The 12,068-nt window shown below is 51.4% G+C and carries 10 protein-coding genes; 6 read left to right on the top strand and 4 right to left on the bottom strand.

Features of this window, described 5'->3' with window-relative positions:
• The first annotated feature begins 443 nt into the window (after positions 1-443).
• Positions 444-854, top strand: coding sequence for an alternative ribosome rescue aminoacyl-tRNA hydrolase ArfB (gene arfB / locus ABDW72_RS05805; protein ID WP_347157517.1), 411 nt, complete (start codon positions 444-446; stop codon positions 852-854).
• Positions 855-1,058: 204 nt separating this feature from the next.
• Entirely contained in the window at positions 1,059-1,628 is a 570-nt protein-coding gene (locus tag ABDW72_RS05800) for a hypothetical protein (protein ID WP_347157516.1), read from the top strand.
• Between the two features lie 845 nt (positions 1,629-2,473).
• Here the strand turns inward: ABDW72_RS05800 and ABDW72_RS05795 are convergent.
• Positions 2,474-2,638, bottom strand: a complete 165-nt coding sequence (locus tag ABDW72_RS05795; protein WP_347157515.1) for a hypothetical protein — start codon at positions 2,636-2,638, stop codon at positions 2,474-2,476.
• 39 nt (positions 2,639-2,677) lie between these two features.
• Positions 2,678-2,842, bottom strand: coding sequence for a hypothetical protein (locus ABDW72_RS05790; protein WP_347157514.1), 165 nt, complete (start codon positions 2,840-2,842; stop codon positions 2,678-2,680).
• 346 nt (positions 2,843-3,188) lie between these two features.
• Here ABDW72_RS05790 and ABDW72_RS05785 point away from each other — a divergent pair, with 346 nt between their 5' ends.
• Together ABDW72_RS05785 and ABDW72_RS05780 are read left to right on the top strand one after the other, a co-directional pair.
• Positions 3,189-4,055 carry a sterol desaturase family protein gene (locus ABDW72_RS05785; protein ID WP_347157513.1) on the top strand — a complete coding sequence of 289 codons (867 nt, stop codon included), beginning with the start codon at positions 3,189-3,191 and terminating at the stop codon, positions 4,053-4,055.
• A gap of 105 nt (positions 4,056-4,160) precedes the next feature.
• Positions 4,161-5,003, top strand: coding sequence for a cyanophycinase (locus tag ABDW72_RS05780; RefSeq protein ID WP_347157512.1), 843 nt, complete (start codon positions 4,161-4,163; stop codon positions 5,001-5,003).
• 88 nt (positions 5,004-5,091) lie between these two features.
• Here the strand turns inward: ABDW72_RS05780 and ABDW72_RS05775 are convergent, their stop codons facing one another.
• On the bottom strand, positions 5,092-6,135 hold the full coding sequence (locus ABDW72_RS05775; protein ID WP_347157511.1) for an NAD(P)/FAD-dependent oxidoreductase: 1,044 nt from the start codon (positions 6,133-6,135) through the stop codon (positions 5,092-5,094).
• 209 nt (positions 6,136-6,344) lie between these two features.
• Here ABDW72_RS05775 and ABDW72_RS05770 point away from each other — a divergent pair, with 209 nt between their 5' ends.
• Both ABDW72_RS05770 and ABDW72_RS05765 read left to right on the top strand, forming a co-directional pair.
• Positions 6,345-7,580 carry an OmpP1/FadL family transporter gene (locus ABDW72_RS05770; protein WP_347157510.1) on the top strand — a complete coding sequence of 412 codons (1,236 nt, stop codon included), beginning with the start codon at positions 6,345-6,347 and terminating at the stop codon, positions 7,578-7,580.
• 15 nt (positions 7,581-7,595) lie between these two features.
• The gene (locus tag ABDW72_RS05765; RefSeq protein WP_347157509.1) at positions 7,596-8,915 is read left to right on the top strand and encodes an SGNH/GDSL hydrolase family protein; all 1,320 of its coding nucleotides are present in this window, start codon (positions 7,596-7,598) and stop codon (positions 8,913-8,915) included.
• Positions 8,916-9,050: 135 nt separating this feature from the next.
• Here ABDW72_RS05765 and polA read toward each other — a convergent pair whose 3' ends face one another.
• Complete coding sequence (gene polA, locus ABDW72_RS05760) at positions 9,051-11,888, bottom strand: DNA polymerase I (protein WP_347157508.1); 2,838 nt, start codon at positions 11,886-11,888, stop codon at positions 9,051-9,053.
• Positions 11,889-12,068 lie beyond the last annotated feature (180 nt).

Raw genomic sequence — 12,068 nt, 5'->3', positions numbered from 1 at the left:
ATAAAGGCTCGGTTTTACTAGTTTAAGTTTCGTTCAAGTATAGATTCAGGAAAGAAACCTACTCCTAATCCCTCTAGGGAGGGAATCTCGCAAAGAAGTAATTTATTCCCCTTCTCGGAGGAGGTAGTAAACCGCATCTAATTGTTTTATAAAGAACGATTTAGGAATCCTGCTATACTTCCGCAGGCCATATTTTGTCCTGCCTTACAAGTATATACGAATGATTTCGTAAAAAGAAATTTAATTACGATTATTTTCGTATGTCTTAGTGAAATGGAGTTTTCGGTAGGGAAAAGCCGCTGATTTTGAAGTATAAATGGAGGCCGCATCAGGCGCAACCGCAGATGCTTGGCACGTCAACAGAAAAGCTTTTTGTCTTTTGCCGTACTTTTGTGTGGCGGCTTGCGGCTGTGCGCCGCCGTTATACTTGTTTTTATACTTGCATGAACCTACAGGATAGAGATTTTTCGAAGGAGTTGCTATTTCAAACCTCGCGTAGCGGCGGCGCAGGCGGGCAGAACGTGAATAAGGTAGAGACAAAGGTAGAGCTGAAGTTTGACGTGGCCGCCTCCGAACTGCTCACCGACGCGGAGAAAGCGCTGGTACAGGAAAAGCTCGGCAGCCGCATCAACAACGAAGGCTACCTACAGGTGGTGTGCCAGACGGAGCGCACGCAGCTGCGCAACAAGGAGCTGTGCGTGGCGCGCTTTTACGAGCTGCTGCGGCAGGCGCTCACCCGCCAGAAGAAGCGCAAAGCCACCCGCCCCACCAAAGGCAGCGTGCGGCGGCGGCTGGAGAGCAAAAAGCGGCAGTCGGAGAAAAAGGCCAACCGCGGGTTTAAGGGCGGTTCGTAAGCACCGGCCCATCAGCACAGCGCATAGAGGGCCTACTTCTATTGCTTTAAACAAGTACTAAGTATAGTAAATAGCCGTTTCAGATGAGAGCTTCGATCAAGAGGTCTTACGTATAAGCGGCAAGTGTAAATAATGTGCCTGGTGCCTACGATCTCCAAAAGAGGTAAGGAATTTGCTGCTGGCGCAGAAGACTATGATTCTACCATGTTGAAGAGAATACTATTTTTAGCTTTCCTGCTCGGCGGGATGAGTAGCGTAAGTAAAGCACAGGTATACCGTACGGCAGGGGGCGTGCGCCTCGACGGCGACGTGTTTGGCCTGACCATACAGCAGAAGCTGCATACGCAGGGCACGCTGGAGGGCATCCTTGCCCTGAGCGCCCGCGAGTATAGTGGCACGGCGCTTTACGAGTGGCACCGGCCTATACTTGGCAAACGCTTTAACTACTACGTAGGTGCCGGCGGCCATATAGGCAACCTGAAAGACTATGGCGTATTTACAGGTGTGGACGGCATTATTGGGGTAGAGTATAAGGTAAACGGGCTTCCCTTTCTCCTTTCTGCGGATGTAAAACCCGCCGTGCACTTTCACCACGAAGATTGGACCGATTTTTCTACCGGTATTTCCATCCGTTATGTTTTCCTCAAAGAGAAAAAGGAGAAGAAGCGCATCTGGCCTTTTGGTAAACAGCAGGACGATGACAAGCACAGGAAAACCAAAGAAAAGCAGAAAAGCAGCATCTTCGACATTTTCAAGAAAAACGAAGAGGACTAATGTTGCCGCATCGGCACTGCCAGAAAATAAGAAAGCCCGGTTGGGGCCGGGTTTCCTTAAAAAAGTGAGTTGTCTGCTAGCGGCAGAATTTCCGGGCCTGTTTTCAGTTGTCAGGGTTTAAAGCATGTCTGATGCAGTGGGGAGACTGCCTTCAGACAAGGCGCGGCAGATAAAAAACTAACGCCAGCACTACATGTAGCTGGTAACCTATAGGTATTGTAACTCGCTTTTTCTTGTTTAGAACTGCCGATGACAGAAGCTGCTCTAAACAGCAACCTGCCGCAGCCAGCGTGTGCGGTTAGCTGAAACTTACAGCCTGTTTGTAACATCCTGCAAGCGTTTATGCCTTGTTATCACGCGCTTTGTGGTGTTCGGAATGTACTTACTTACTTGCAAAGCCCTGTAACAGAAGCGATGCGGTATAAGTGAGTTACATTTAAAACTAAAAGTAAGCGGTTATAGGTACGAATAAAAGGAATTTTTCGGCTGATTTGTAACATGGGCCTTTGCCTGCTGACTAGCAGGTATGGGAAGAAAGGCATAATGGAGGCGCCGTTTACACGCTACTGTAGTGCGTAAAAAGGGGCTGTTTGTAACATAAAATTCACAGGTAAACTTCTACTTCTAAAGTATAAACAGCTGTTGTTGCTAAAGCTGGCCCCAACTCTCCGTAGCGGAAAGCTGGGGCTGCAGTACGGGTAAGTAGCCAGGCTAATGTGCCAGACGGGGCTTACCAACGGATACTGCGCGTCGGAGCAAGGCAGCGTTTACTATTACAGTAGTACATAACACGCGTTGGCCCTGCGTTACTTTAGACAAACAGGAGAAGCAGAAGTAGTGCCTCCCTACTTGCGGGATGCTACAATCTCTACTTCGGGCAGCAGGTTAGGGTAATGCTTGAACTGGCTAAGTTCATGTCTGTTGCTGATAACTTTCAGATCATCGGCAGATCTTTTAACGGTGGCTCCAAAGCCAAGCAGCATTGCGAAAAGAAGAATAATGAGTTTCATAGTTTTAAATGTTAAACGGTACGGTCTGGTAAGTATGAATTACAAGTGCGGAGCTACAATATTTACCTCCGGTAAAAGGTTAGGGTAGTTTTTGTACACATTCAGCTCATGTTTGAAGCTGATAACTTTCATGTCGTCTGCAGAGCGTTTTACAGTGGCTCCGAAACCGAGTACAATGGCGAAAAGAAGGATAATGAGTTTCATAGTTTTATTTTGTTAAAGTTTAAAATCTGTTACTGTTGTTGTCTTTATAGATGGTACCCCGAATAGAAAGGTTGCTTCATCTTTTATAAATTTTTTTATTTCTGATTGACCTATTACTATTAACGTGCCAAAGTGAATAAATAATTGATAATCAATGGTTTATAAGTAAATGTAATGTAGAATGCAGTAAAGGAAGTGTTCGTAACCGGACATAGAATTGTTCGGTAGCGTACATTGCTGTAATATTTTCCGGCATCTTGCTTAAACCATGTTTAACCATTGGGTGTTTAAAGCAGGCTGCTGTCAGGGCCGCAACAATTTTCAGGCTTGCTTGTAGCTACTATACATGAAGTTCCTGTTCCCAAAGTTTGATAAAGCAGGTATGCCCCTGCTGGCAGTCGCAGCCACTGTGCTATTCGTGCTGGAAGCAAAGCACAGGCTTCGGCGGCGCACGCAGCCACAAGCAGAACGCCTCTTGCAGAATGGCGGTATAGCGGCGGCGGCCTTGCCCTTGCTGCGCCTGCTGCTGTTACCCGGCATGTATGCGGCAGCACAGTGGGCTGATAAAAGGCAGCTGGGGCTATTGCCTTGGTTAAAAATGCCGCGCCTGGGCCGCTACATCGCTGGCTTTCTGCTGCTTGACTACAGCAACTATGGCTGGCACGTGTTGCTGCACCGGGTGCCGCTGCTCTGGCGTTTCCATCACGTCCACCACCTCGACCTCGACATGGATGTTTCCACGGCCTGGCGCTTTCATGCCGGTGAGAACCTGGCTTCCCTGCCTTACCGTGGGGCAGCGGTGGCGCTGCTGGGAGTGCCGGCGCCACTGGTGCTTTTCTACGAAGTAGTATTCGAGGGCTGTACTGCTTTCCATCATGCTAACCTGCGGCTGCCGTACCAGGTAGAGCGCAGGCTTTGCCAGCTACTGGTAACCCCGCGGATGCACGGTATCCACCATTCTATTGTGGCGCAGGAAACCAACAGTAATTTTTCCGTTATCTTCTCGTGGTGGGACCGGCTGCACCGTACTTTGCGCCTGAATGTGCCCCAGCAGGAGCTAACGATTGGCGTACCGGCCTACCGCAGCCTGGCAGAGCAGTCGCTGCTGTTCCTGTTCCTGCTGCCCTTTGGTAAACTACGACCCTGGCGGCTGCCCGACGGCGTGGTGCCGGAGCGAAAAGAACGGCCTGACAAAGCTCGGCTGCTTCCCTGAACGAATATTTTAGTTGTTGAGTACCTTGCCAATACTGCCAATGTGCGAACCTGTAACTGGGTGTGGAAGTATAAGAACCATTAAAAAGACAGAGCGGAAGCATATATGAGCAAAGTAAAAGGCAAGCTGATCGCTTTAGGCGGCGGAGATGATGATGGGCTGATCAAACTAATACGTTCGGAAGTATGTAACCCGCATGCACGCATCGAGGTGATCACCACGGCTACCCGGGAACCTGAAGAATCTGGTAATGCCTACAAAGAGGCTTTTGAGGAAATGGGGTATAGCCGGCCGCGCTTTATGCACATTGATGAAGTGCATGAAGCAGATACAGCTAGCAACCTGGAACGGGTCAGTAATGCCGATGTGATCTTTTTTACCGGTGGAAACCAGTTGCGCCTGGCAGAGTTTTTAGGAGGCACCCAGCTGCTGGAAATTATGCAAAGGCGCTTTCAGGAAGAGGAAATTCTTATTGCCGGCACCAGTGCCGGTGCTGCCGTCATGTCTGATCGGATGATTTATGATGGCTATGGCCATTACTCGCTGATGAAGGGGGAGATGAAGACTACCCACGGCTTTGGCTTTATCCAAAAGGTATACATTGATACGCATTTTGCAGAGCGCGGCCGCTTTGGCCGGCTAGCGCATGCCATCGCACACGATTCGGAGTATGTAGGTATTGGCCTAAGTGAAGAAACAGGCATTGTCATCAGCCAGGGAGATAAGGTAGAAGTATTCGGCACCGGTGTGGTCACTATTATAGACGGGAGCAACATCCGGCATTCCAACACCCGGCAGGTGGATGAGAAGGAGCCTATTGCTGTGCAGGGCCTGGTGATGCACTTGCTGGTAGAGGGGTATCGCTACTGCCTGGAGGAGCACCTGTTTCAGCCCATACAGCAGGGGCAGGAGAGCGACCCGGCCGCATTGCTGCCAGAAGGAAACTAAGCAGGCTTACCCGCCGCCATACTTCGCTACCGGAAACAGGCTGGCTAAGTATGGCGGCGGGTAAGTATAAAGTATAACAGCTGCCCGGCTATTTCCTGTCTTCCTGCTGCAGCTCCATGTTGATGGCTACACCAGCTTTAGCTCCCTCAGCGGCAGCCACAATCACCAGTTGCATGTCGCGGGCGGCATCGCCGGCTACAAACAAGCCCGGAATATTGGATTGCTGCAGGCGCTTGGTCTTGATAACGCCTTTGCTGGTAAACTCACACCCCAGCTGCTCCCCCAGAACAGACTGTTGCTTTGTTCCCATCGAGAAAAACATGGCCTGTTGCGCGCGCTTTTCGCCATTGCTCAGTACAACGTGCTGCAGCTTTCCGTCCTCCCCTTCCAGCCGCAGAATACGGCCGGTACATACTTGTATGCCGTTCTGGTGCAGCAATTCCAAGTCGTTGCGCTGCAGCTTGGTGGTGCCATCGGTATAAAGGGTAACATCATCGCTCCAGGTTGTCATGGCCAGCGACTGCCCGATGCCCTCGCGGTTGATGCCATACACGGCAATAGCCTTGTCGCGACTCTCCCACCCGTCGCAGTATGGGCAGTGGTGAATGCTTTTGCCGTAGAGTGGTTCCAGGCCTTCCAGCGGCGGCAGGTTATCCTTCAGGCCGGTAGCCAGCAGCAGCTTGCGCGAGCGGTATACATTTCCTTCCGCGTCGTTTACCACAAACTCTCCTTTGCTGTAAGTGGCCGAATCTACTTCTACGGGCAGCAGTTTTATGTCATACTTGGTCAGTTCCTGCCGCCCCCTTTCTAAAAATTCAGCCGGGTTAACGCCGTCGTTTGTCAGGAAGCCATTCATACTCTCTGACCAGCGGTTGCGGGGCTTTCCACCATCAAACACAAGTACCTTTCTGCGGGAGCGCCCCAGGAGCATGGCCGCGTTCAGCCCGGCAGGCCCGCCCCCTATTACAATCACATCATACATACTTTCTATTGCTTTTGCGATTAATGCTAACGTAAGGCGCCCGGTTAGGGTAGGGAAGAAAATAACAAAATATTGCGTTTTGCCTGAAACAGTACAGCGACTGGTGTTCGGGCCGGGCAACGAGAGGCGCTGCTCCGGGTACCTGTGCATCAGAACAACTGGTTGAACAGTGCCCAGCCTGAAATAACAGGCTATAGCCCGGGCAAAATACCTCTCTCGGCCATTGCGGTGCCTTTTTGATCTTTTCGACTCATATTAAAAAATATTTGAAAAAAGTAGGAGCTACTTACGGCAGCATCCTTAATCTTTCTATATTTGTTCAGACGAAATACACCCTACATTTAATTTTAGTCGCGTTTATGAAAAGCAAAATTTTAGCGTTATTAGGTGGTACCCTGATCTCCGGTGTGGCAATGGCCGGAGGTTATCAAGTAAACCTGGCAAGCCAGCGGCAAATCGGGATGGGCCATACAGGTACCGGTATTGAAACCGGCACGTCCAGCATCTTCTTTAACCCGGGAGCTATGAGTTATGTGCGCCAGAATGGCGTAACGATTGGTGCTAGTGGCATCGTTTCCAGAATCGCTTACCTTGCGCCGGAGCCAAGTGCCACTACAGCCCTAACGGACAACCCGCTGGGCACGCCCTTTCAGGTGTATGGCGTATACAAGGCAGATGACCTGCTTACGATAGGTTTGGGTGTATACACGCCTTATGGCAGCACTGTAAACTGGGGCGATGAGTGGAATGGCCGCTTTGGCTTGAACCAGTTGGAGTTGCAGGCCATTTACATTCAGCCAACTGTGAGCTATAAGTTATCAGACAAACTGGGCATTGGCCTGGGCTTTATTTATGCAGTGGGTGGTGTAAACCTGCAGCGCAGCATTCCGGTGCAGAACCAGACAGGTGCTTATGGCAAAGCTGAGCTGGACGGCAGCGCCAGCGGCATGGGCATAAACGTAGGGGTGTTCTATAAACCAACCGATAAATTATCGCTGGGCCTTGATTACCGCTCTAAAGTAGATATGGAAGTAAAAGGCGGCGATGTGAGCTTTACCAATATACCCGGTACCCTGAGCACCCGCTTCCCTGCCGGAACAGAGTTCGACGCCAGACTGCCTTTGCCTTCTACCTTGTCGCTGGGCATCGGATATACGCCTACAGAAGCCCTGACGCTGGCCGTAGACATCAGCCGGGTAGGCTGGGGAGCGTACAAGAGCCTGCGCTTTGACTATACTAAAAACGTGAACGGCTCCGGCCTTTCTGAGAATGCCCGTAACTACGAAGATGCGTACATCTACCGCATCGGAGCCGAGTATAAAGTAGGAGAAGCCCTGGCGCTGCGTGCCGGAGCATACTACGACCAGACGCCGGTGCAGGAAGGTTATCTGACGCCTGAAACCCCGGATGCCGATTCCCGTGGCCTTTCCGCAGGTATCGGATATAAAGTTAGCGATAACTTTAGCATAGATGCGTCTTTCCTCTATGTAAACAAAAAGCAACGCACCGACGCGGCTAACTTGTCTGGTGGCATTGCCGGTACGTACAAATCAGTAGCGTACATCCCTGGCATTGGTTTAAACTTCTCATTCTAATTTCTCACCTTGTATATGAAGAATTTTTTCTATAAAACCGGTATGTTGGCTTTTTTTGCCAGCGTGCTGCTTACCAGTTGCGACCCCGAGATTGATGCGCCAGTCGCCAGTGCCGGTACCGCTGATTTTGCCAAGTATGTGGCTGTCGGTAATTCCCTGACAGCAGGCTATGCCAGCGGCGGCCTGTACCGCGAAGGGCAGCTGAACTCTTACCCGTCTATACTAGCTCAGCAATTTAAGCTAGCTGGCGGCGGCGAGTTTACGCAGCCACTGTTCACCCAAGAGCAAAGCAATGGCTCCGGTTATCTTAAATTCACCGGCTTTGATGCTGCCGGATCTCCTGTACTGGAGCCGGTAAAAGACAAGCTGGCGATACGTGGCTTGGGGGCCGACCAGAAAACGTATCTTTATACCAAGTATACCGATGAGGTGAATAACCTGGGTGTGCCGGGCATCAAGATGACGGATGTGTTGATGCCAGGCTATGGCTTTAACAACCCGGCAGGCTTTAACCCTTACTATGAGCGGCTGCTGTCAGACGATCCTACCATTACGGGGGGCCTGATGCCATACGTAAGCAAGGTAGCTACCACCAACCCGACCTTCTTTACCATGTGGCTGGGCAATAACGATGTGCTGGGCTTTGCTACGTCGGGCGGACAGGCGCCGATCTCCGATGCAGATAAATTCCAGACCAGCCTAAATGCAATGGTTGCCACGCTGACGGCAAATGCCAATACCAAAGGGGCGATCATTAACATTCCGGATGTAACAGGAATACCGTTCTTTATTACCAAAGCAACCGATGCCATCATTGCAAAGGCTACAGCAGCTAAAACAAAGCTGTACATCACAACAGGCGATGGACAAGTGCGCGAAGCTACAACAGCTGATTTCGTACTGCTGACGTCTACGGTTGGTACTCCGGAGCCGGTAGGCCCTATGACCATACCGCACGGCTTTAGCCCTTACAACCCGCTGACAAACGGCGAGGTGCTGGACGAAACAGAGGTAGCAGCAGTGAAAGCGGCAACAGCTACCTTCAACGGAATGCTTTCTGCGGCTGCACAGGCAAAAGGATTGGCATACGTGGATATGAATGCTTTCTTTAACTCCATACAGATGAAAGAAGGCAAGCCCACGCTGGTACTAAATGCGGTAAATTATTCTCCTGCGTTTATTTCCGGTAATCTCTTTTCGCTTGACGGCGTGCACCTGACACCTCGTGGGTATGCCATTGTAGCCAATGAGATCATCCGCAACATCAACAGCAAGTATGGCGCGCATGTACCAACGGTAGATGAAACAAAGTACCAGGCTGTCCTTTTTCCGTAAGAAGTATAAAGTTTAAAGTAATAGAAAAAGCACCTCAGTTTGAGGTGCTTTTTTTTGTTTCATGGCATCCGGGATTCAAGGTTGCAGCAGATCCCGTAACGTGCTCAAGAGACGCCGCAACGTATTTTGAGAAATTTAATGCGCTTCCAACCAGTTTTCGCCTACGCCCAAGCCAACTTCCATCGGCACACTCAGCGGCAGTGCATTGGTCATCAACTCAACTATTTTCGGTGTCACCAATTCAACTTCCTCTTTTGGAGCGTCGAACAGGAGTTCATCGTGCACCTGCAGAATCATGCGGGTTTGCAGCTTCTCCTGTTCTAGATAATCGTGAATGTTGATCATCGCTATTTTGATGATGTCGGCAGCAGTGCCTTGTATTGGCGCATTGATGGCGTTACGCTCGGCAAAGGCCCGGACCGTCTGGTTGCGGGAGTTGATGTCGCGGAGAAAGCGGCGGCGGCCCAGCACCGTTTCGGCATACTCCAGGTCGCGTGCCTTCTCGATAGTGACATCCATGTACTCCTTCACAGCCGGGAACTCGGCAAAATAGGCCTCTATAATATCAGCAGCTTCGCGGCGAGGGATGCTCAGGCGCTCGGCCAGGCCAAAAGCCGAAATGCCATAGATGATACCAAAGTTGATGGTTTTGGCTTTACGGCGCATTTCGCTGTCCACTTGCTCGATCGGCACATGAAATACCTTGCTGGCGGTAGAGCTGTGAATGTCCAGCCCGTTCCGGAAAGCCTCTTTCATAGTAGGATCATCGCTGAAATCAGCCATAATGCGCAGCTCGATCTGTGAGTAGTCGGCCGAGATGATGAGGTGCTGGCTGTTGCGTGGCACAAAAGCCTTGCGTATCTCGCGCCCCCGCTCCGTACGCACCGGAATGTTCTGCAGGTTCGGGTTGGTGGAGCTGAGGCGGCCGGTAGCTGTTACGGCCTGGTTAAAGGAAGTATGCACGCGGTTATCCAGGGAGCATACTAGTTGTGGCAGGGCGTCGACGTAAGTCGATTTCAGCTTTGTGAGTTCGCGGTGCTCCAGTATCAGGCGCACGATCTCATGTTCGCCCGCCAACTTCGATAGGATCTCTTCGCCGGTGGCATACTGGCCGGTTTTGGTCTTTTTGATCTTGGCCTTGCCATGCAGCTCCAGCTTATCAAACAGAATTTCGCCGAGTTGCTTGGGCGAGCCGATGTTGAACTGCTCGTCGGCAAGTTCGAAGATGCGCCGCTCTATGTTGATGACCTCGCTTTCCAGCTGCGCCGAAATATCAGCCAGTGCATTAGAGTCGATGCTGATGCCTTCTTTCTCGATGCCGGCCAGTACTTGCACCAGCGGCGTTTCCACATCGCGGAACAGCTTCATCTGGCCCTGCTCCAGCAGCAGTGGTTCAAAATACTGCTTTAGCTGCAGCGTAATGTCGGCGTCCTCACAGGCATAATCCTTTACCTCTTCCGGTGTCAGGTCAGCCATTGTTTTCTGGTTTTTACCTTTTGGCCCAATCAGGTCTGTGATAGGCACCGGGCTATAGTTCAGGTATGTCTCGGCCAGCACATCCATGTTGTGGCGCATCTCCGGCTCCAGCAGGTAGTGAGCCAGCATGGTGTCGAAAATGGGGCCCTGCACCTCCACATCATAGTTTTTCATCACCAGCATATCATACTTGATGTTCTGCCCGATCATGGCAATGGTCGGGCTCTCCAGCACCGGCTTAAACTCTGCCACAATACGCATGGCTTCTGCGTGGTCGTCGGGTGGCACCGGTACGTAGTATGCCTCGCCGGGACGGTAGCAAAACGACATACCCACGAGCCGTGCGGTGATGGCGTCGATGCTGGTAGTTTCGGTATCAAAAGAGACCTCATCCTGCAGGAGCAGGTGCTTTACCAGGCTCTGCCGCAGCTCGGGCGCGTTGATGAGGTAATAGCTGTGGATGGTGGTGGTGAGCGTCTGCATGGTGGCCGGGGCCTCGTCAGCGGGGAGTGTCTCTGCGGGAGCGGCAACCATATCAAACAGCGATCCCTGGTTTTGAGCCGCTGCTTTGCTCTGGCGGGCCGGCGCTGCCTTGGCAGCAGGCGCAGTCGAGAAAGTTTGCCCTAGCACACGCTGCGCCAGCTGCCGGAACTCCAGTTCCGTAAACAGCTCCGCCAGTTGCTCGGTATTTGGCCCATCGTAGTGCAGTCCTTCCTCGCTGAAAGCAAGCGGCACCGTGCAATGGATCGTAGCCAGCTCTTTGGACAGCATGCCCTGCTCGGCAAAGTTGATGACATTTTCCCGCTGCTTGCCTTTTAACTGGTCGGCGTTGGCGATCAGGTTTTCTACAGAGCCGAAGCGCTTGATCAGGGCCTTGGCCGTTTTCTCGCCAATGCCCGGTATACCGGGAATATTGTCCACTGCGTCGCCCTGCAGGCCCAGGATATCGATCACCTGTTCCACGCGCTCAATCTCCCACTTGTCCAGCACCTTCTGCACATCCAGTATATCGACTGCATTGCCCATAAAAGCCGGTTTATACACAAACACATGCTCCGTTACCAACTGGCAATAATCTTTGTCGGGCGTCATCATGTACACATCGAAACCGGCTTTCTCCGCCTGGCATGCCATCGTGCCGATGATGTCGTCGGCCTCATACCCATCTAAGATCAGTACAGGAATGTTGAAAGCCTCCACAATCTTTTTGCAGTAAGGAATGGCGATGGAAATATCCTCTGGCTGCGACTGCCGGTTGGCTTTATACTCAGCAAAGTTATCGTGGCGGAAGGTTTTAGCTGCCGAGTCGAAGGCAACGCCAATGTGGGTTGGCTGCTCCTTCTGCAGCACCTCTACCAGGGTGTTGGTAAAGCCCAGGGCAGCGCCGGTGCTCATGCCTTTGGAGTTGATGCGCGGGTTCTTGCTGAAGGCAAAGTGAGCGCGGTATATCAGTGCCAGAGCGTCTAGCAGAAACAGTTTTTTTCGTGGTTCACTCATGTGCTAAAGGTAGTTAATTTTGCTTAAATCCCGGGCAGTGCCGGGTGCTATACTATAAACACAAAAGCCTGTGTTTTGTATCCGTCAGTAGTATAAAGCAGCACCTCAATGCGGTAAACCTGGCGGTATACTTGGGATGATGTGCCCCAAGCTGTAACTTTGCCATGTAAACTGGTGGAG

This window comes from Pontibacter chitinilyticus (assembly GCF_039748935.1).
Taxonomy (GTDB): domain Bacteria; phylum Bacteroidota; class Bacteroidia; order Cytophagales; family Hymenobacteraceae; genus Pontibacter; species Pontibacter chitinilyticus.
The sequence above is the reverse complement of the archived record's forward strand: the minus strand, read 5'-3'. Positions and strand labels throughout refer to the sequence as shown.

Excerpts from the sequence above, each read along its gene's own strand:
- arfB (WP_347157517.1), top strand. The coding sequence starts at position 444 with ATGAACCTACAGGATAGAGATTTTTCGAAGGAGTTGCTATTTCAAACC.
- ABDW72_RS05800 (WP_347157516.1), top strand. The coding sequence starts at position 1,059 with ATGTTGAAGAGAATACTATTTTTAGCTTTCCTGCTCGGCGGGATGAGT.
- ABDW72_RS05795 (WP_347157515.1), bottom strand. The coding sequence starts at position 2,638 with ATGAAACTCATTATTCTTCTTTTCGCAATGCTGCTTGGCTTTGGAGCC.
- ABDW72_RS05790 (WP_347157514.1), bottom strand. The coding sequence starts at position 2,842 with ATGAAACTCATTATCCTTCTTTTCGCCATTGTACTCGGTTTCGGAGCC.
- ABDW72_RS05785 (WP_347157513.1), top strand. The coding sequence starts at position 3,189 with ATGAAGTTCCTGTTCCCAAAGTTTGATAAAGCAGGTATGCCCCTGCTG.
- ABDW72_RS05780 (WP_347157512.1), top strand. The coding sequence starts at position 4,161 with ATGAGCAAAGTAAAAGGCAAGCTGATCGCTTTAGGCGGCGGAGATGAT.
- ABDW72_RS05775 (WP_347157511.1), bottom strand. The coding sequence starts at position 6,135 with ATGCACAGGTACCCGGAGCAGCGCCTCTCGTTGCCCGGCCCGAACACC.
- ABDW72_RS05770 (WP_347157510.1), top strand. The coding sequence starts at position 6,345 with ATGAAAAGCAAAATTTTAGCGTTATTAGGTGGTACCCTGATCTCCGGT.
- ABDW72_RS05765 (WP_347157509.1), top strand. The coding sequence starts at position 7,596 with ATGAAGAATTTTTTCTATAAAACCGGTATGTTGGCTTTTTTTGCCAGC.
- polA (WP_347157508.1), bottom strand. The coding sequence starts at position 11,888 with ATGAGTGAACCACGAAAAAAACTGTTTCTGCTAGACGCTCTGGCACTG.